The 19604-nt window shown below is 71.7% G+C and carries 18 protein-coding genes and 1 pseudogene; 13 read left to right on the top strand and 6 right to left on the bottom strand.

All coding sequences use genetic code 11. The annotated features are described in order from the left end of the window. Positions 1-86: 86 nt before the first annotated feature. The gene (locus tag ABZ027_RS20845; protein WP_356770570.1) at positions 87-980 is read right to left on the bottom strand and encodes an alpha/beta hydrolase; all 894 of its coding nucleotides are present in this window, start codon (positions 978-980) and stop codon (positions 87-89) included. A gap of 151 nt (positions 981-1131) precedes the next feature. On the opposite strand from ABZ027_RS20845, the gene ABZ027_RS20840 reads away from it, so the two are divergent. From ABZ027_RS20840 to ABZ027_RS20815, 6 genes and pseudogenes are all read left to right on the top strand, one after another. Beyond that, positions 1132-1569 (top strand): GNAT family N-acetyltransferase, encoded by a 438-nt coding sequence (locus ABZ027_RS20840; RefSeq protein WP_356770374.1) that lies wholly within the window; start codon positions 1132-1134, stop codon positions 1567-1569. Between the two features lie 164 nt (positions 1570-1733). After that, positions 1734-3068: a hemolysin family protein gene (locus ABZ027_RS20835; RefSeq protein ID WP_356770372.1), complete on the top strand. Its 1335-nt coding sequence runs from the start codon at positions 1734-1736 to the stop codon at positions 3066-3068. Continuing rightward, a complete protein-coding gene (locus ABZ027_RS20830; RefSeq protein ID WP_356770370.1) occupies positions 3065-4087 on the top strand; it encodes a hemolysin family protein in 1023 nt (340 codons plus the stop codon). Before ABZ027_RS20835 ends, ABZ027_RS20830 begins: the two co-directional genes overlap by 4 nt. A gap of 92 nt (positions 4088-4179) precedes the next feature. After that, positions 4180-4992, top strand: a complete 813-nt coding sequence (locus ABZ027_RS20825; RefSeq protein WP_356770368.1) for an SGNH/GDSL hydrolase family protein — start codon at positions 4180-4182, stop codon at positions 4990-4992. A 190-nt stretch (positions 4993-5182) separates the two neighbouring features. Then, positions 5183-6625, top strand: a complete 1443-nt coding sequence (gene purB, locus ABZ027_RS20820; protein WP_356770366.1) for an adenylosuccinate lyase — start codon at positions 5183-5185, stop codon at positions 6623-6625. Then, positions 6622-6813: pseudogene (locus tag ABZ027_RS20815) on the top strand (uracil-DNA glycosylase family protein); the annotation flags it as partial. The gene purB and the pseudogene ABZ027_RS20815, both read left to right, overlap by 4 nt. Before the next feature lie 442 nt (positions 6814-7255). Here the strand turns inward: ABZ027_RS20815 and ABZ027_RS20810 are convergent. Genes ABZ027_RS20810 through ABZ027_RS20800 form a run of 3 tightly spaced genes read right to left on the bottom strand, consistent with a single transcriptional unit; the run spans position 7256 to position 9405 of the window. Beyond that, positions 7256-7702 carry a hypothetical protein gene (locus ABZ027_RS20810; protein WP_356770364.1) on the bottom strand — a complete coding sequence of 149 codons (447 nt, stop codon included), beginning with the start codon at positions 7700-7702 and terminating at the stop codon, positions 7256-7258. Positions 7703-7759: 57 nt separating this feature from the next. Further along, entirely contained in the window at positions 7760-8482 is a 723-nt protein-coding gene (locus tag ABZ027_RS20805; protein WP_356770362.1) for an ABC transporter permease, read from the bottom strand. Between the two features lie 2 nt (positions 8483-8484). Beyond that, a complete protein-coding gene (locus ABZ027_RS20800) occupies positions 8485-9405 on the bottom strand; it encodes an ATP-binding cassette domain-containing protein (protein WP_356770360.1) in 921 nt (306 codons plus the stop codon). Positions 9406-9514: 109 nt separating this feature from the next. On the opposite strand from ABZ027_RS20800, the gene ABZ027_RS20795 reads away from it, so the two are divergent. The 3 genes from ABZ027_RS20795 (at position 9515) to ABZ027_RS20785 (ending at position 12622) form a co-directional block, all read left to right on the top strand. Beyond that, the gene (locus ABZ027_RS20795) at positions 9515-10666 is read left to right on the top strand and encodes a histidine kinase (RefSeq protein ID WP_356770358.1); all 1152 of its coding nucleotides are present in this window, start codon (positions 9515-9517) and stop codon (positions 10664-10666) included. Positions 10667-10680: 14 nt separating this feature from the next. Continuing rightward, positions 10681-11343, top strand: a complete 663-nt coding sequence (locus ABZ027_RS20790) for a response regulator transcription factor (protein WP_356770356.1) — start codon at positions 10681-10683, stop codon at positions 11341-11343. Positions 11344-11464: 121 nt separating this feature from the next. After that, entirely contained in the window at positions 11465-12622 is a 1158-nt protein-coding gene (locus ABZ027_RS20785) for an ROK family protein (RefSeq protein ID WP_356770354.1), read from the top strand. 129 nt (positions 12623-12751) lie between these two features. Here ABZ027_RS20785 and ABZ027_RS20780 read toward each other — a convergent pair whose 3' ends face one another. Beyond that, positions 12752-13513 carry a GntR family transcriptional regulator gene (locus tag ABZ027_RS20780; protein ID WP_356770353.1) on the bottom strand — a complete coding sequence of 254 codons (762 nt, stop codon included), beginning with the start codon at positions 13511-13513 and terminating at the stop codon, positions 12752-12754. 210 nt (positions 13514-13723) lie between these two features. After that, positions 13724-14608, bottom strand: a complete 885-nt coding sequence (locus ABZ027_RS20775) for an RNA polymerase sigma-70 factor (protein ID WP_356770351.1) — start codon at positions 14606-14608, stop codon at positions 13724-13726. Positions 14609-14829: 221 nt separating this feature from the next. Here ABZ027_RS20775 and ABZ027_RS20770 point away from each other — a divergent pair, with 221 nt between their 5' ends. From ABZ027_RS20770 to ABZ027_RS20755, 4 genes are all read left to right on the top strand, one after another. Further along, complete coding sequence (locus ABZ027_RS20770) at positions 14830-15663, top strand: alpha/beta fold hydrolase (RefSeq protein ID WP_356770349.1); 834 nt, start codon at positions 14830-14832, stop codon at positions 15661-15663. A 165-nt stretch (positions 15664-15828) separates the two neighbouring features. Then, positions 15829-16359: a hypothetical protein gene (locus tag ABZ027_RS20765; protein ID WP_356770347.1), complete on the top strand. Its 531-nt coding sequence runs from the start codon at positions 15829-15831 to the stop codon at positions 16357-16359. Positions 16360-16370: 11 nt separating this feature from the next. Next, positions 16371-17840 (top strand): PLP-dependent aminotransferase family protein, encoded by a 1470-nt coding sequence (locus ABZ027_RS20760; protein WP_356770345.1) that lies wholly within the window; start codon positions 16371-16373, stop codon positions 17838-17840. A gap of 168 nt (positions 17841-18008) precedes the next feature. Continuing rightward, complete coding sequence (locus tag ABZ027_RS20755; protein WP_356770343.1) at positions 18009-19595, top strand: alkaline phosphatase D family protein; 1587 nt, start codon at positions 18009-18011, stop codon at positions 19593-19595. Positions 19596-19604 lie beyond the last annotated feature (9 nt).

Here is a 19604-nt window from a genome sequence, read left to right as displayed (position 1 = left end):
CCCGCCCCGCCGCCGGCGAGGGGCGCGCCACGTGCGCGAGTAGTCGAACACGTTGGCATGGCAGTCACCGCTGATGTCGTCCCGCGTCAGACGGTGAGTGCCGTGCGCAAAGTGGTGGCCATCAGATCGATCGCTTCCTTCCCTGCCGCGACCGGCCCGGTGTGCGTGAAGTAGTGGTCGACCCCTGCGAAGACACGGTGGGTGACCGGTACGCCGGCGGCTTCCAGCCCCTTGGCGTAGGCGTCGCCCTCGTCTCGCAGCCGGTCGTGCTCCGCGTTGATGACCAGCGCGGGCGGCAGTCCAGCGAGATCATCGGCGAGTCCGGGCGAGACGAGAGGATGGGCGAGCTCCGCGGGGTCCGGGACGTAGGCGGCGGTGAAGATCCGCATGAGTTGGGGTGTGAGCAGCGGCTTGGCGATGGGTGACTGCTTCGCGGCCGGGTCGGCGACCTGGTCGAGCGGTGCCGAGTCGAGGATCTGGAGCCGGGGCGTGAAGGTGCCGCGGTCCCGGGCCTCGCGGCAGACCGCGGCGGTCAGGTTGGCCCCGGCACTGTGTCCACCCACTGCGAGTCGCGAGCCGTCCCAGTGGTGGGCGGCGCCGTTCTCCGCGACCCACGCGGTGACGTCGTACGCCTGGTTCACGGGTACAGGGAACGGCCGTTGCGGAGCCACGGCGTAGTCCACGTTGATCACGACGCAGCCGGCCTTGGCGGCTATGTAGCGGCAGATGTGGTCGTCCTGCTCGGGACGGGCCACCACGAAGCCGCCACCGTGGAAGTTGACGTACACGGGGGCAGGGGCCCCCGTGGCGGTCGGCGGACGGTAGACCGTACAGGCCACGGGTCCGGCGCCGGTCTCCACCCGCAGGGCCTCGGTTCGCTTCGGGATGTCGGTGAAGCGCAGGTCCTTGTGCACGCGGCTCATCATGCGTCCGAGCAGCAACTGCACCCCCCTGGCCTGGACTCTGGAACTGAACGGCATGGCTCGGTCACCCATCACTACAAGGTTCAAATATCAGGTTTCCTGATAATGGGCGCTCATCCCGCATCAGGCAAGAGGCAGCATCCCTCCGGCCATGCCTCGGCCAGGAAATAGGTCGCCAAGGCGGCGAACGCTCTGGTTGGCTCGCCCCATGAGTGATCTCCACATCCGCTGCGCCACCCACTCGGACATCGACAGCGTGTTGCGGTTCTGGCGCGACGCCGCGGAAGGAACCAGCATCAGCGACGACCACGACGGAGTGGCCCGGCTCATCGCCCGGGACCCCGAAGCCCTGCTCCTCGCGGAGCGCGAAGGGCTCCTCGCCGGAACCGTGATAGCCGGCTTCGACGGATGGCGATGCTCCGCCTACCGACTGGCCGTCCACCCCGACCACCGTCGGCAAGGCATCGCCACCGCCCTGCTGGAAGCAGCCGAAGAGCGCTTCGCCTCTTTGGGCGGGCGACGCGTCGACGCCATGGTCCTCGAAGTCAACGAACAGGCCCACCACACGTGGGCGGCGGGTGGCTATCATCGCGAGGACCACTGGCGCCGCTGGGTCAAGCCGCTGTCGGCACGGGCCCGCCCCTGACGCGTCGGCCGACGATCACGCTTTTGTCCATCCTTTACGGTTGGAGGGCACTCGGTCCTCCATGAAAGGTGTGATCGTCCGCCCATGGGCGAGCCTCCCGGTACGCGACAGCGCGCGATCGCGCTCCTGTCCGCGCTGTCCGACCATGGGACGGAGGTGAACCGATGACCGAAGTGCTCCTCCTCCTGGTGGCGATCTTGCTGTCGCTGGCCTGTGGTGCCTTCGTCGCCGCCGAGTTCTCGCTGACCACGGTCGAACGCAGCGAGCTGGAACGCGCGGTGGAGCGCGGCGAGCGCGGCGCGGCCGGCGCCTTGAAGGCCGTACGGAATCTGACCTTCCAGCTCTCCGGCGCACAGCTCGGCATCACGGTCACCAACCTGGTGGTCGGCATGCTCTCCGAACCGTCGATCGCCGCGCTGATCGCGGGCCCGCTGGAGTCGCTGGGCGCCTCCCGGTCCACGGCGGAATCGCTCGCCCTGGTACTGGGTACGGCCCTGTCGACGGTGTTCCTGATGGTCGTCGGCGAGCTGGTGCCCAAGAACTGGGCGATCTCCTCGCCGCTGGCCGTGGCCAGGCGGGTGGGCAACGGGCAGCGCTGGTTCAGCGCCGCCTTCCGTCCCTTCATCACTCACCTCAACAACACCGCCAACCGGGCGGTGCGGGTTTTCGGCCTGGAGCCCGCCGAGGAGCTGGCCTCGGCGCGCGGTCCGCAGGAGCTCGCCGCGCTGGCCCGGCACTCGGCCCGGGAGGGCGCCCTGGAGGCGGACACCGCCGAGCTGTTCGTGCGGACCCTGAACCTGGCCGACCTCACCGCGGAGAACGTGATGACACCGCGCGTCCAGGTCATCGCCCTCGACGTCCAGGCGACCTGCGAGGACGTCGCGAACGTCACCCGGGCGACGGGCCTGTCCCGGTTCCCGGTCTACCGGGGCAGCCTGGACTCGGTCGTGGGCATCGCCCACATCAAGGACGTCCTGGCGGTACCCGCCCATCGCCGCCCCCTGGTCGGGGTCTGCGAGATCACGCGCGAGCCGCTCCTGGTCCCGGAGTCCCTCACCGTCGACCGGCTGCTGGACCGTCTGTCCGGCAAGCGGACCATGGCCGTCGTGATCGACGAGTACGGCGGCACCGCGGGCGTGGCGACGCTGGAGGACATCGTCGAGGAGGTCGTCGGCGAGGTGCGGGACGAGCACGACCCGCACGAGACGCCCGATCTGGCCCCCGCGGGCAACGACGACCAGGGGCGCACCCTCTACTCCGCCGACGGCTCCGCCCGTCTCGACCAGCTCACGCGGGTCGGCCTGCGGGCACCCGAGGGGCCGTACGAGACACTGGCCGGCCTGGTCGCGACCCAGCTCGGCCGGATTCCCGCCGTCGGTGACCGGGTCGAGGCCGCGGGCTGGCGGCTGGATGTGGTCGACGCGTCGGGGCGCAGGGCCGCGCGGCTGCTGCTGCACGCGCCGCCGGCCGAGGAGGGAACGGAGGTGGAGGGCAGGTGACCGCCGTCCAGTTGCTGATCGGTCTGGCGACCCTCGTCGTCAACGCCTTCTTCGTGGGCGCCGAGTTCGCGCTGATCTCCGTTCGCCGCAGCCAGATCGAGCAGTCCGTCGAAACGGGGACGGAGGGTGACCGGCGCGCGAAGAGCGTGCTGTGGGGGCTGCAGCACGTGTCGGCGCTGATGGCGGCCGCGCAGCTCGGCATCACGCTGTGCACCCTGGTGCTCGGTGTGGTCGCGGAGCCCGCGATCGCGCATCTGCTGGAGCCGGTGTTCCACGCGGTGGGTGTGCCCGAGGGCGCCGGACACGCGGTCTCCTTCGTCATCGCGCTGACCGCGGCGACGTATCTGCACATGCTGCTCGGCGAGATGGTGCCGAAGAACATCGCCCTCGCCGAACCGGTGCGCAGCGCGCTGTTGCTGGGGCCGCCGCTGGTCGCCCTGGCCCGTGCGCTGCGCCCGGTGATCTTCGCGATCAACGCCTTCGCGAACGCCCTGCTGAGGCTGCTCAGGGTCGAGACCAGGAACGAGGTCGCGGCCACCTTCTCCGACGCCGAACTGGTCCGGATCGTGCGGGACTCCGGCGAGGCGGGCCTGATCGACGACCGGGCGCAGGAGCGGCTGCGCGACGCGCTGGAGCTGGGACGCCGGCCGGTGCGGGACGTGGTGCTGCCGCTGGACCGGGTGGCCTACGTGTACCTGGGGGCCACGCCCGAGCGGCTGGAGACGCTGTCGGCGCAGACCGGCTACTCCCGCTTCCCCGTGGTGGACGAGTCGCGCCGCATCATCGGCTATCTCCACGTCAAGGACGCGCTGGACAAGGCGCGGCGCGACCTGCCGTTCCAGCAGCGGGACATGCGGGCCATCGCCCGGGTGCGGGAGAGCACACCGCTGGACGACGTCCTCACGGCGATGCGGGGCAGCCGTACCCACCTCGCGGCCGTGCTGGGCACGGACGGGAGGCTGACCGGGCTGGTGACCATGGAGGACGTGCTGCGGGAGCTGTTCGGTCAACGGACCTGAGCGGCAGCACAGCCGCACGGCCCGCCGGGAACGGGCGCCCGGGCCGACCGACCGACCGACGGGTATGGAACCGGGTTACCATCTCTGTCGCCATGCAGATGAATCCCGAACACAAGACCCACGAACACAAGAACCCCGAACACACCAGCCTGGTCGCGGTCGGCGACTCCTTCACCGAGGGCATGTCGGACCTGCTGCCGGACGGCACCTACCGGGGCTGGGCCGACCTGCTCGCCGGACGGATGGCGGCCCACTCCCCCGGCTTCCGCTACGCGAACCTCGCGGTGCGGGGCAAGCTGATCGGGCAGATCGTGGCGGAGCAGGTCGATGTGGCGGCGGCCATGCGGCCCGACGTGATCACCCTGGTGGGCGGCCTCAACGACACCCTGCGGCCCTCGTGCGACATGGGGCGGGTACGTGACCTGCTGACCCAGGCCGTGGAACGGCTCGCCCCGGCCTGCGAGCAGCTGGTGCTGATGCGCAGTCCGGGCCGCCAGGGGCCGGTCCTCGAACGTTTCCGCCCGCGCATGGAGGAGCTGTTCGTCTGCGTCGAGGAGCTCGCCGAGAAGCACGGCGCGCTGGTCGTCGACCTGTACGGGGCCCCGTCGCTCTCCGACCCGCGGCTGTGGGACGTGGACCGGCTGCATCTGACGGCCGAGGGCCATCGCAGGGTCGCGGAGGCAGTGTGGCAGGGGCTCGGATACGAGCCCGAGGACACCGAGTGGCGCACGCCGCTGCCCCTCACGCCCCCGCCGGGGTGGGCGATGCGCCGGGTCGCGGACGTCCGTTTCGCCCGGCAGCACCTGCTGCCGTGGATCGGCCGCCGACTGACCGGCCGCTCGTCGGGTGACGGCCTGATGCCGAAACGGCCCGACCTGCTGCCGTACGAGCGCCCCCTGGACTGATCCGTGACAGCGACGCGGGTGATCAGCCTCCGGGGCCGTGTCCACAGCGGAGATGGCAAGGTACCGGGCCTGTCCGCTGGAGCGGCCGGAGCTGCTGGACCCGGTACCGCCTCGCCGAGACGCTCTCGTAGGTTCCCACGAAGACACCCGCGGGGCTGGCCTGCAGGAATCGCCAGTAGAATCCGTACACGTGACTTCCGCTCCCGCCAAGCCCCGCATCCCGAACGTCCTCGCCGGACGCTACGCCTCCGCCGAGCTCGCCACGCTCTGGTCGCCCGAGCAGAAGGTGAGGCTGGAGCGTCAGCTCTGGCTCGCCGTGCTGAAGGCCCAGAAGGACCTCGGGATCGAGGTGCCGGACGCGGCGATCGCCGACTACGAGCGCGTCCTCGACCAGGTCGACCTGGTCTCCATCGCCGAACGCGAGAAGGTCACCCGGCACGATGTGAAGGCGCGGATCGAGGAGTTCAACGACCTCGCCGGGCACGAGCACGTGCACAAGGGGATGACCTCCCGCGACCTCACCGAGAACGTCGAGCAGCTGCAGATCCGGCTGTCCCTTGAGCTGACGCGCGACCGTACGGTGGCCGTGCTCGCCCGGCTGGGCAAGCTGGCCGGTGAGTACGGCGAGCTGGTCATGGCCGGCCGCTCGCACAACGTGGCCGCACAGGCCACCACCCTCGGCAAGCGTTTCGCGACGGCGGCCGACGAGCTGCTCGTCGCCTTCGGCAGGGTGGAGGAGCTGCTGGGCCGCTACCCGCTGCGGGGTATCAAGGGCCCGGTCGGCACGGCTCAGGACATGCTGGACCTGCTGGGCGGTGACGCGGCCAAGCTCGCGGAGCTGGAGCAGCGGATCGCCGGACACCTGGGCTTCTCGCAGGCCTTCACGTCCGTCGGCCAGGTCTATCCGCGCTCGCTGGACTACGAGGTCGTGACCACGCTGGTGCAGCTGGCGGCGGCGCCGTCGTCGCTGGCGAAGACGATCCGGCTGATGGCCGGGCACGAGCTGGTGACCGAGGGCTTCAAGCCGGGCCAGGTCGGTTCCTCCGCGATGCCGCACAAGATGAACACCCGCTCCTGCGAGCGCGTCAACGGCCTGATGGTCATCCTGCGCGGATACGCGTCCATGACCGGCGAACTGGCGGGCGACCAGTGGAACGAGGGGGACGTGTCCTGCTCGGTGGTGCGCCGAGTGGCGCTGCCGGACGCGTTCTTCGCCCTGGACGGCCTGCTGGAGACGTTCCTGACGGTGCTCGACGAGTTCGGCGCCTTCCCCGCCGTCGTGGCGCGGGAGCTGGACCGATACCTGCCGTTCCTCGCCACCACCAAGGTGCTGATGGGCGCGGTGCGCGCGGGTGTCGGCCGTGAGGTCGCCCACGAGGCGATCAAGGAGAACGCCGTCGCCTCCGCGCTCGCGATGCGCGAGCAGGGCGCCGAGCGCAACGAACTCCTCGACAAGCTGGCCGCCGACGAGCGCATTCCGCTGGGCCGCGCCGAGCTGGACGCGCTGATGGCCGACAAGCTGTCCTTCACCGGCGCCGCCGCCGACCAGGTCGGCGTCGTCGTCGGCCGCATCGAGGAGATCGCGAAGCGGCATCCTCAGGCCGCCGGCTACACCCCCGGAGCGATCCTCTGACCCGCTTCACGCCCGATGAGCTGGAGGCCGCCCGCGACCGTCTCGTGCCGGACGTCGTCGCGGACGGTCTGCGGGTGCTGTTCTGCGGTATCAACCCCGGCCTGATGACGGCCGCGACGGGCCACCACTTCGCCCGTCCCGGGAACCGGTTCTGGCCGGTGCTGCGGCTGTCCGGGTTCACCCCGAGGCTCCCACACGGGTGTGGGTGCTGCCCAACCGTTCCTGTGGACTGAGCAGGAGTGAGTCCGCTCAGCCGCACGCCCCGAACGGTCTTGGGCGCACTGATCCCCGGCGTACTCAACCCCGGGGCGGCGACACGGATCCTGTCCGTGGTCCGATCCCAGGAGGCCGGTTCTCTACGCGACCTGGCCAGATGGGCACGGCCAGAGGCGACGGGGAGGCCCTGAACCATCACTCCGGTGGAGCGGGGGCCCCGCACGCTGGCGCCGTACCCGGTGTCCCAGGTCGCACGACCACCGTAGCCCGCACAGCCCAGGACGCCGCAAGCCAGGAAGTCGGCCATCACCCAATCGAGCTAAAACCGCCTTTGAGCACACTCCCCGGCGAGCAGTTGGTAACCCCCGCGGGTTGAACGCGCACTGGACCGCGCAGACGATGACGGCCGGCCGGTCACGGCGGGTCGGTATCGGTGACCAGGACGAGGAGGTGGATCCCGTCGCCCAGGTCCGCGTCCGCCACGCCGACGGCGACCCAGCGGCAGCTGCCGTCCGGCTGCCACAGGTTCAGCTCGTCCACCAGGGTGCTGGCCGTCGCCCAGGGTTCCGGTATCGCCTCGCCCCGGTCGATGCGCACCACGAGCGTGCCCATCCACCACGGTGGCTGCTGCGCACCCCAACGGTCGTCCAGCAGACGGGATATGTGCTCCTTGAGGGCGTGGAAGTCCTCCACGGTCCGCACCCGACGCGCCCCGTCGCCCGTCCGCGTCCCATGGGTCGCCTCCAACGACACGATGCGGTAACCGGGTCCCTCCATGAGCACGTCCGACTCGCTGTGCTGCACGGTGAGGTCCCCGGTGCACAGCGAGTCGATCCTGGCGAGGTATTTCGCGCTGTCCATGTGATCCAGTAAAGCGGGCGGCACTGACAGTCGAGGGCCCGCCAGGCGCTTCTCGGCTCAGGTGTCCCGACGCAGTACGCTCCACGCCCCCGCCAGCAGCGCGGCCGCCGCCCACAGCGCGGTCACCGCGAGACCCGTCCAGGGGCCGAGGGAGCCGTCCCAGCTCTGGTGGAAGACCACTTGGCCCGCCCGGTCGGGCAGGTAGTCGGCCACCCCTCCCGACACGTCCCCGACCACGAAGGAGACGATCAGCAGGAACGGGATGAGGATGCTCAGTGTGGCGACCCCGCTGCGCCACACGGCGGTGAGACCGGCGGCGAGCAGGGCCATGAGGGTGAAGTAGACCCCGCAGCCGACCACACCTCGCACGCCGTCGGCCCAGCTCATCCCACGTGCGTCGGCCCCGAGAACCGCCCTGCCCACGGCCAGGCTCGCGGCGCCGGTGAGCAGACCGACGGCCATCGTCGGGACGGCGATCGCGACCGCTTTGGCCGCGAACCACCGGCCCCGCCGGGGCACCGCCGTGAACGCGATCCGCAGGGCGCCCCCCTGGAAGTCGGACGAGACTGCCGTCGTAGCGAACGCGATCGCCGCCATCTGTCCGAAGTTGAACCCGAAGAACGCGGAGAACAGCGGGTCGAAGTCCTCGTCGGCGGTGTCCAGCGAGCCGAGCGCGGAGAAGGACGTCGTCACGAGCAGGAGGAGGCACAGTGTCGCGACGAGTGACCGCAGGGTGCGGATCTTGATCCACTCCGAGTGGAGCACGGAAGAGAACGCCATGGTCAGACCTCCTGGTGCGATGCGGTGAACTCCGTCGACGTCGCCGTCAGATCGAGGTAGGCCTGTTCCAACGTGGCTTCCTCCGAGGCGAGTTCGAGGATCGGGACGCCGGCGGCCGAGACGAGGCGCCCGATGTCGTCCACGCGCGCCTCCGGCACGGTCCAGCGCCCGTCCTCGTGCCGTACCGCCTCGTGACCGTGGGCGGTGAGGACACCGGTGAGCGCGGCGCCGTCGGTCGTACGGATCCGCACCCGGGGCCGCACCCGCGCGTGGATGAACTCCCGCATCGGCGTGTCGGCCAACAGCTTTCCCTTGCCCAGGACGACGAGATGGTCGGCGAAGGAGGCGGTCTCGTTCATCAGGTGGCTGGAGACCAGCACCGTGCGCCCCTCGGCCGCCAGCCGGCGCAGCAACTCGCGGATCCAGATGATGCCCTCGGGGTCGAGACCGTTGGACGGCTCGTCGAGCATGACCACCCCGGGGTCGCCGAGCAGGGCGGCGGCGATGCCCAGGCGCTGTCGCATCCCCAGGGAGTACGTGCGAACCCTTCGGTGCGCCACCGATGCCAGCCCGGTCTCCGTCAGCACCTCGTCGACCCTGGTGAGAGCGATGCGGTTGCTCGCGGCCAGGGCACGGAGGTGGTCGCGGCCCGTGCGGGAGCCGTGCGCGGCCTCGGCGTCGAGCAACGCGCCCACGTGGCGCAGGGGTTCGTCGAGTGTGGCGTAAGGGCGGCCGCCGATCGTGGCGGTTCCCGAGGTGGGCCGGTCGAGGCCGAGGACGAGCCGCATGGTGGTCGACTTGCCGGCGCCGTTGGGGCCGAGGAAACCGGTGACCCGGCCGGGCAGGACACGGAAGGTGAGGGCGTCCACGGCGCGCCGGTTGCCGTACTCCTTGGTGAGGGCTTGGACGTCGATGCTGGTCATGTCGGCAAGCCTGGCCGTCGGCTCCAGGTCCGGGCCTCCCCCGTGGGTGGAGATCCGCTCCCCCGTGCGGGGGAGGCCGGTTGTCAGTGCCGGCTGCCACGATGACCCCATGGCCCGCTTCCTGCGCCCGCTCTTCCGCGGGACGACGTACACGCGCTTTCTGCACCTGTGGGTGCCGATGCTGGTCGTCAGCGTGTGGATGTGGGTCGAGATGTCCATGCCGTGGGTGCCCGCGCTGGTACTGATCCCGGTCGGGCTGATCCCGGCGGTGCGCCGCGGGGAGGGAGTGCAGGCGCGGTTACTGCTGACCCCGGGCGAGCAGGGCCAGGAGATCTCCGTAAAACCGTCGGCGACCTGGCGGGACCGGCTGCGGACCGTGCTGTGGCTGGAAGCGCGCATGATTCTGGGGGGCTTGACGGCGTGGTCCACTGTCTGGATACCGGCGCTGTCGTACTCGCTGGCGCAGCTCGCGTCCGGGAGCGTGCCCGACATCCCGGTTCTGAGGGAGGCAACTCCGCACTGGGCGTTCGCGTTGCTGGTGCCGGTCCCGCTGGTCGCGTTCTACGGACTCGTGGTCGGCCTGGGTGAGTTGATCACCCTGCTCGCGCACCGGCTCCTCGGGCCGTCCGCCGCGGAACGGCTCGCCGCCCTCGAAGAACGCACCGAACGACTCATGGAACGCACCCGCATCGCCCGTGAGCTGCACGACTCCATCGGGCACGCCCTGACGGTGGCGGTCGTGCAGGCGGGCGCGGCGCGGGCGGCCGGTGATCCGGCGTTCACCGACCGGGCGTTGGAGGCCATCGAGGAGACCGGCCGTACCGCGCTGGAGGACCTGGAACGGGTGCTCGGCGTCCTGCGGGAGTCACAGCGCCCGGTGAGCGGCCGGCCGACGCTGACCGACGCCGACCGGCTGCTGGAGTCCGCCCGGGTCTCCGGTGCGAAGGTCGACGCCGAGTTGACCGGGCCGTTGGACACGGTGCCCGGCCCGGTCTCCCGCGAGGGCTACCGCATCCTGCAGGAGTCCCTGACGAACGTGCTGCGGCACGCGGGGCCGGTACCCGTCCGGGTGCGCGTCACGGTCGGCGACGGCAGGCTCGACCTGGTGGTGCGCAACCCGCTCAGCGCCGGGATACCGGGCCCCGGGCGGGGCAGCGGGCTGCGTGGCATACGCGAGCGTGCGGCCCTGCTCGGGGGACGCGCGCGGACCGGCCCGGACGAGGGCGACTGGCAGGTACATGTGGAACTGCCGTTGCGCTGATCTAGGCTGGCCGCATGCCGGTCACCGTTCTCCTCGTCGACGACGAGCCCCTGGTCCGCGCCGGTCTGCGGGCCGTGCTGGAGGCGCAGCCCGACATCGAGGTCGTCGGGGAAGCGGCGGACGGGGCGGCGGTGATCCCGCTGGTGCGGCGGCTGCGGCCGGACGTGGTCGCCATGGACGTCCGGATGCCGCTGCTGGACGGCATCGAGGCCACGCGCGCGGTGCTGCGGACGGTCGACGACCCGCCGAAGATCGTCGTCGTGACGACGTTCGAGAACGACGAGTACGTGTACGAGGCGCTGCGGGCCGGCGCGGACGGATTCCTGTTGAAGCGGGCCCGTCCGGCCGAGATCGTGCACGCGGTACGGCTGGTCGCCGCGGGCGAGTCGCTGCTGTTCCCGGCGTCGGTGCGGCGTCTGGCCGCCGAGTACGGGGAGGGCGGCGGAAACCGTGCGGCGCGGGACGTGCTGAAGCGGGCCCGGCTGACCGAGCGAGAGGCGGAGGTGCTGCGGCTGATGACCCGGGGACTGTCGAACGCGGAGATCGCCGCCCGCCTGGTCGTCGGAACCGAGACGGTGAAGTCGCATGTGAGCGCCGTACTGGCGAAGCTGGCGGCACGGGACCGTACGCAGGCCGTGATCACGGCGTACGAGTCGGGGTTCGTCGCGCCCGGGTGACGGGCGTTCCGCCGGGGCGGGTCCGGGGGCGCGGTGGCGTCTCCTGCCTCCCGCGACTCGCCGGGGTCCGCCGCGCCGAGTACGATCCGGCCAACACGGGCACGAGCTGGGAGGACGGACGTTGGGTCGGCTGACCGGCGGGGATCCCTCGCTGCTGCGGAGGATCAACTCCGCGGTGGTGTTGCACGCGCTGCGCGCCACCGACTCCGCGACCCTGACCGAGATCACCCGGGTGACGGGTCTGTCCCGGCCGACGGTCGAGGGGGTCGTCGAGGGGCTCATCGAGGCCGGGTACGTCGTCGAGAAGGCTGCCGACGAGAGCGTGGTCCGACGGCAGGGGCGCCCGGCGCGGCGCTTCCGGTTCCGGGCCGAGGCCGGTCATCTGCTGGGACTGGAGATCGGCGCGCACCGCGTCGCCGTGCTCCTGTCCGACCTGGACGGCAAGGTGATCGGCGCGCAGGCCAAGGAGGTCGACGAGACGGCGTCCGCGGACGAGCGCCTGGAACGTTTGCGGACCGCGGTGGCCGAGCTGCTGCGCCGGGCCGGGGTCGCGCGCGGCTCCCTGCGCGCCGTCGGGGTCGGCACGCCGGGGATCGTCGAGGCGGACGGCACGGTACGGCTGGGCACCGCGCTGCCCGAGTGGACGGGCCTGCACCTGGGCGAACGGCTCAGCCGCTCCTTCAAGTGCCCGGTCCTGGTGGAGAACGACGCCAACGCCGCCGCGGTCGCCGAGCACTGGAAGGGCGCCGCGACCGAGTCGGACGACGTGGTGTTCGTCCTGGCCGGGCTGAGCCCGGGCGCCGGTTCGCTGATCGGCGGACGGCTGCACCGCGGCTATGGCGGGGCCGCCGGGGAGATCGGCGCGCTGCACCTGCTGGGCCGGGAGGCGACCCCGGAGACGCTGCTGTCCACCACGGACGAGCCCCTGCACCCGCTCGACGAGCAGGCGGTCGCCGCTGTCTTCGCCCAGGCCCGTGAGGGCGACCGGCGGGCCCGTGCGGCGGTGGACCGCTTCATCCAGCGGCTGGTGCACGACGTGGCCGCGCTGGTGCTGGCCCTCGACCCGGAACTGGTCGTGGTCGGCGGCTGGGCGGCCGGCCTGGACGGCGTACTGGAGCCGCTGCGACAGGAGTTGGACCGGTACTGTCTGCGGCCCCCGAAGGTCTCCCTGTCCCTGCTGGGCGAGGCCGCCGTGGCGACCGGTGCGTTGCGGCTGGCCCTCGACCATGTGGAGGAGCAACTCTTCGCGGTGGAGGGCACGGTGACGGCCCGTCGCTGACGCCTCCGGGCCGACGGGACGCACGGGGACCGTTCGGGCGGGCAGTCAGTTCTGCGGGCGGCCCCCGCCCATCACACACACGAGCGCCCCGGGATGTTCCCGGGGCGCTGACGTGGTGGCGCTGTGCGGTCAGGACGCCTGGCGTTGTGGGCTCTGGTCGATCTCCACCCCACCGGAGTCCCCGAAGGTCAGCCGGCAGGTGTCCGCGCGGTAGGTGGCCACGGACACGGCTACGGTGCGGCCGCCGGCGAAGTAGCGGGTGGTGACGACGAGGACGGGCGCCCCGGGGAGCCGGTCCAGCTCCTTGGCGTCGTCGGCGCGCGCGGACCCGAGTTCGACGGCGCTCTCCTGGCCCTCCAGTTCCAGCCGCTGAAGCTCACGCAGCACGCCGCGCGCGCGTGCCGCGCCGGACGGCGCGTCGATCGCGGAGAGGTCCGGCACCGCCGACTCCGCGACGTAGAGCAGTTCGGCGGCGACGGGCTGGCCGTGCGTCGTACGGGAGCGGCGCACCGTGTGCACGGGCCGGCCGTCGCCGGTCTCCAGCGCCGCGGCGACGGCCGCGGGCGGTACCTCCAGGGTGGAGTCGACGGGCTGCCAGACATCCCCGGCCGCGCCAGGCCACTCCTGCTGCTCCATGCCGACGGCCACCCCCACTCGGGGCGGGGCGACGGTCGTACCGACACCGCGGCGGCGCTGCAGCCTGCCTTCCAGTTCGAGCTGCTCCAACGCCTGGCGGAGGGTGGCGCGGGCGACACCGAAGCGGGCGGCGAGGTCGCGCTCGTTGGGCAGGATCTCCCCCACGGAGAACTCCGAGTCCAGTGCTTCGCTGAGCACCGTCTTGAGATGCCAGTACTTCGGCTCCGGCACCGTTTCGAGCTGCGTGGTCCCCACCCTGTCCTCCGCAATCTCCGTGCTCCGGGGCGTTTTAGCGCCCTTGTTTATTAAAGGTTGTTGCACTTCTCTGCGACCATAGGTCGGCCCCCACCCTTGGTCAAGACCAATCCTTGACCCCCCGGGGGCGAAATCCGGACGGACCGCAGCGAAGCGTTCACACGGCGTTCGCAGCCCGGCGCATGCGTGACACGACGTCAAGACCACACCTCAGACGGTGGCCAGAGCTCGCAGCTTGTCGGGATTGCGGATGATGTAGACGGACTGGATACGTCCGTCCAGGACGTCCAGTTGGAAGACGGAGTCGGGCTCGTCGCCGGACAGCACGAGGACCGCGGGACCGCCGTTGAGCTCAAGGAAGCGGACGGACACGTCCGGGATCCCCTTCCCGGCCACACCGACGAGGAAGCGGCCCACGCGGTCGGCCGTCTCGAGGACCCGCAGCGGTGCCTTGGACTTGCCGCCGCTGTCGCCGACCAGCCGGACGTCGGGGGCGAGCAGGGACATCAGCCCCTCCAGGTCGCCCTCCGCGGTGGCGGCCAGGAACCGTTCGGTCAGGTCGCGCCGTTCGGCCGGGTCGACCTCGTAGCGGGGCCGCCGCTCCTCGACGTGCCGGCGGGCCCGTCCGGCGAGTTGACGTACGGCGGGCTCGCCCCGGTCGAGCATGGCCCCGATCTCGGCGTACGGGTAGCCGAACGCCTCCCTGAGGACGAACACCGCGCGTTCCAGCGGTGACAGCGACTCCATGACGACGAGAACGGCGAGGGAGACGGTGTCGGCGAGAACCGTCTGTTCCGCGACGTCGGGCACGGTGTCCGCGAAGTCGGTGACGTACGGCTCGGGCAGCCACGGACCGACGTAGGTCTCCCCCCGCGCCTTGACCTGGCGCAGCCGGTCGATGGCCAGACGGGTGACGACGCGCACCAGGTAACGGCGTGGTTCGCGCACCTCGCTCCGGTCGGCGGCCGACCAGCGCAGCCAGGCCTCCTGCACGACGTCCTCGGCGTCGGCCACCCGCCCGAGCATGCGGTAGGCGACCCCCTGGAGGACCGGGCGGTGTTCTTCGAAGACGTCGGTCGCGGTGTCGGCGCTCACCTCTCCATCCCAGCCGAGTCGCACGGCCGTGTCCAGGCGGTTCCCGGGCGCGTCCCCTCCGGAGCATCAGCGCCACCGGTCGGCATCAGGTACATCGAGGGTGCCAGGGGTGTCACGGCGGTCAGGGGAATTCGGGGAATCTGGGGCTACCGGCCGGTAACGATTGCTGACAAGCTGTCTACCCCATGGTCGTCAGTGACTCCCCGCCGAGGAGCATCCGCATGTCCGCCTCCACCCTTTCCTTCGACGTGCCCTCCCCGCAGGGACCCCGGGCCGTCACCGTTTCGTACACCCGCGCGGGCAGCGGCGACCCCCTGCTCCTGCTGCACGGGATCGGACACCACCGGCAGGCGTGGGACCCGGTGGTGGACATCCTCGCGGCCGAGCGCGACGTCATCACCGTCGATCTGCCCGGGTTCGGCGCCTCCCCCGGCCTGCCGGACGGCCTGGCGTACGACCTGCGGACGACGACGGCGGTGTTCGGCGCCCTCTGCGAGGCTCTGGAACTCGACCGGCCGCACGTGGCGGGCAACTCCCTCGGTGGTCTGCTCGCCCTGGAGCTCGGCCGGGAGAAGCTCGTACGGTCGGTCACGGCCCTGTCCCCGGCCGGGTTCTGGACGCGGGCCGAGCGGCGCTACGCCTTCGGCGTGCTCCTCACGATGCGGCGCATAGCCGAGCGGATGCCCCTCCCCCTGGTCGAACGGCTGTCCCGTACGGCCGCCGGTCGCGCCGCCCTGACCAGCACCATCTACGCCCGCCCGGGCCTGCGTTCACCCCAGGCCGTGGTGGCGGAGACGCAGGCGCTCGCACGGGCCACCGGGTTCGCCGAGACCCTCCGGTCCGGCGCCACCGTCCAGTTCACCGACGACGTCCCCGGCATACCGGTCACCCTGGCCTGGGGCAGCCGGGACTGGCTGCTGGTGCCAAGGCAGGGAGTACGGGCCAAGCGGATCATTCCCCGGGCTCGACTGGTGCGACTGCCCGGCTGCGGCCACTGCCCGATGAACGACGATCCCGCACTGGTCGCGCGCGTCATCCTCGACGGCAGCCGCTGAGGGCCGTCAGCACCTCCGGCAGCACCTCCGACAGGACCGTCAAGCCGTACGTCACCACCGCGTGCGGCGCGCATACACGAGGGGGCAGCACCTATGGACGCAGCACGCGGTGTTCCACCCGGATCGCCGCCTGGACCGTGGCAACCACTGCTCATCCAACCGCCGTTGGCCGAGCTGCGCGGCGACCCGCTCGTGGACGCGGCCCTGTCGGAGCTGCCCGGTCTGGTGCCGCCCTCCGTCGCGGCGCACTCTCTGCGGGCGTTCCTGCTGGCCGACGCCCGCGCCCGGACCCGTGGCATCGACTACGACCGGGCCGGACTGTTGGCCGCCGCGGTGTTCCACGACACCGGGCTGACCGGGAGCACACCGGCGCCGCGCGGCGGATTCCCGTCCCGTTCCGCCGAGTTGCTGGACCGCTTCCTGGCCTGGCACGGGGTGGAGGTGACGCGGCGCGGGGCTCTGACCCGTGCGGTCCGCGAGCACATGCGGCCGTTTCCCGCCCGCGACGCCGGACCCGAGGAGCGGCTGCTGCACTTCGGCGCCTGGCTGGACGTCACCGGTCGCGGAAGCCGCCAAGTGCCCGGTGAGCGACGGCGGTTGGCCGCGATGGCCGGCACGCCCTGGTTCACGCTCTCGTTCTCCGCGCGACTGGCCGGTTACGGGGTGCGCCGGGTACTGCCGGCGTCCTCGGCCTAGAGTCCCGTCGCATGACGTCCGAGTTGCTGCTCCACGCCGCGTCGGCGCCGGCCCGCTCGCGTGGGCGGGCCCTTCAGGCGGCCCTGCGTGAGGCGGTCCGCTCGGGGCGGCTCGCGGTGGGCACCCGGCTGCCGTCGAGCCGTGAGCTCGCGGCGGACCTCGGTGTGTCGAGGGGACTGATCACGGAGGCCTACGAGCAGTTGACGGCGGAGGGCTATCTGCGCAGCGGCCGCGGGGCCGGGACCTGGGTGGGGGACGCGGTACGGGCCACGCGTCCTCCGGCGCGAGACCTCGCTCCACGCCCCGTCGGCGCGCGGGCCGACTTCGTCCCCGGGACACCGGACCTGTCGATGTTCCCGAGGGCCGCGTGGTCCGCCGCCCAGCGCGGTGTCCTGGCCGAACTGGCGCACCCGGAGCTCGGCTATCCCGATCCGCGGGGACTGCCCCGGCTGCGTACCGCGCTGGCCGAACTGCTCGCGCGCCGCCGCGGTGTGGTCGCGGACCCGGAGCGGATCGTGGTGGTCTCCGGGGTGACCCAGGCGACCACCCTGCTCGGTTTCGTCCTGCACGCGCGCGGTGTCCGCGCCGTCGGCGTCGAGGACCCCGGGAGCCCCCAGCACGCCGAGCTGTACGCGGCGGCCGGTGTCAGCACGGTGCCCGTCCCGCTGGACGACGAGGGGCTCGCCGTGGGCGCTCTGCGGGCCTCGGGCGTACGGGCGGTGGTGACGACCCCGGCCCACCAGTTCCCCACCGGGGTCGCCTACTCCGCGCGCCGACGCGCGGAGCTGCTCGACTGGGCACGGTCCGTGGACGGTCTCGTCCTGGAGGACGACTACGACGGCGACTTCCGTTACGACCGTGCCCCCGTGGGAGCGTTGCAGGGCCTCGACCCCGACCACGTGGCGTACGCGGGCTCGGTCAGCAAGTCGCTCGCACCGGGGTTGCGGCTGGGCTGGCTGCTGGTCCCGGAGCGGCTCGTCGAGGAGGTCGTCGCCCGTAAGCGGACCCTGGACCTGGGGCATCCCGCGCTGGATCAGGCGCTGTTCGCCCGGTTCGTGGAGCGCGGCGACTACGACCGCCAGTTGCGCCGCTGCCGACGCGCCTACCGGGAACGCCGGGACGCCCTGCTCGACGCTCTGCGGGAGCACTTCCCCGGCACGGAGGTGTCCGGGATCGCCGCCGGACTGCACGTCATCGCCGCGCTACCGGAGCGCTACGGCCCGCAGGAACGGTTCCTGTCGGAGGTGGCCTCGGCCGGGGTGGCCGTACGCCCGCTGTCGGACTGCAGGCATGCGCGCGCCGAGGCGGGGTCGGAGGCAGCGGCAGCGGCAGCGGCAGCGGCAGCCGCAGCGGATGAGGCCGGGGCCGAGGGCCAGTCCGGCGGAAAGGGGGACATCCGCCTTGTCCTGGGTTACGCGCACCTCTCCCCCGCGCGGATCCGTGACGGTGTACGGATGATGGCCGCGGCGGTCACTCACTGACCGGCGCGCACCGCGCACCCCGGTGAACCGCGCACCACCCCGGCGAATCGCACACAGGTTCCCTTGTTCCCGCGACCAGTTGTTCACCTGCGGTTTCCGTGCGCGCTGCGGCGCCCCAGTAGTTGTGGCACTGCACACTGGCCGGATCCCGTCGCTGGAGGCGTATCCATGTCACACCGTCCGCTCCCCGGTCGCCGCAGTGTCCTGCGCGGCTCCCTGGCCGCTTCGGCGGTCCTGGCCCTGCCCACCGCCCTCGGCGCGGCACCGGCCTTCGCCCTGTCCGGACGTCCGAAGGCCGGCTGGGGCGTGCAGACGGGAGACGTGACCGCCGACTCCGGACTGGTGTGGGTGCGGTCCGACCGGCCGGCCCGGATGATCGTCGAGACGTCCGCGACCGAGTCGTTCCGCAATCCCCGCAGATGGCATGGTCCGCTGCTCGGCGCGGACACCGACTTCACCGGCACGACCCGCCTGCGGGGGCTGCCGTCCGGCGAGCAGATCAACTACCGCGTCCTGCTGGCCGACCCGGACGATCCGCGCCGCACCGGCGAGCCGGTCACCGGCACCTTCCGCACCGTGTCGCCGCGCAGGCGCAACGGGGTGCGTTTCCTGTGGTCCGGCGACCTGGCCGGGCAGGGCTGGGGCATCAACCCCGACTTCGGCGGCTACACGATCTACCGGGCGATGGCCGGGCTCGACCCCGACTTCTTCCTCTGCAGCGGCGACAACATCTACGCCGACGGCCCGATCACGGCGACCGCGGCCCTACCCGACGGCAGCACCTGGCGGAACATCACAACCGAGGAGAAGTCCAAGGTCGCCGAGACCCTGGCCGAGTTCCGCGGCAACTTCCGCTACAACCTGCTGGACGAGAACCTGAAGAGGTTCAACGCGCGGGTGCCGTCGATCATCCAGTGGGACGACCACGAGGTCCGCAACAACTGGTACCCGGGCGAGACGATCGCGGCCACCGACACCCGCTACACCGAGAAGAACGTGGACGTACTCGCGGCGCGGGCCCGACGGGCGTTCAGCGAGTACTTCCCGATCTCCACGCTGACACCGGGCGCGCGTGACGGCCGGGTGTACCGGGTGCTGCGGCAGGGTCCGCTGCTGGACGTGTTCGTGCTGGACATGCGCACGTACCGCAACGCCAACTCCCCCGACGACCAGACCGTGGACCCGCAGGGCATCCTCGGCCGGGAACAGCTCGGGTGGCTCAAGCGGGAGCTGTCGCGGTCTCGTGCGGTGTGGAAGGTGATCGCGTCCGACATGCCGCTCGGGCTGGTCGTGCCGGACACCACCGAGGGCAAGCAGAACATCGAGGCGGTGGCGCAGGGCGACCCGGGCGCGCCGCTGGGGCGTGAGCTGCAGATCGCCGAGCTGCTGCGGTACGTCAAGCACCGCCGGATCACCGGCACGGTGTGGCTGACGGCCGACGTGCACCACACCTCGGCACAGCACTACCAGCCCTCGCGGGCGGCCTTCACGGACTTCGAGCCCTTCTGGGAGTTCGTGTCCGGGCCGCTCAACGCGGGCGCCTTCCCGGCCAGCGCGCTGGACAACACCTTCGGCCCGGAGCGGGTGTTCGTGAAGGCGCCGACCGCGTCGAACGTGTCGCCCGCGGGCGGCTACCAGTTCTTCGGCGAGGTCGACATCGACGGTGACAGCGGGGAGCTGACCGTGCGGCTGCGCGAGCAGGACGGCACCGTGCTGTTCACCAAGGTGCTGCAGCCGGGGCGGGTCGGCCAGTAAGTCCCGTAC

Origin of the sequence: Streptomyces sp. NPDC006332 (assembly GCF_040612855.1) — a bacterium.
GTDB lineage: Bacteria > Actinomycetota > Actinomycetes > Streptomycetales > Streptomycetaceae > Streptomyces.
The sequence above is the reverse complement of the archived record's forward strand: the minus strand, read 5'-3'. Positions and strand labels throughout refer to the sequence as shown.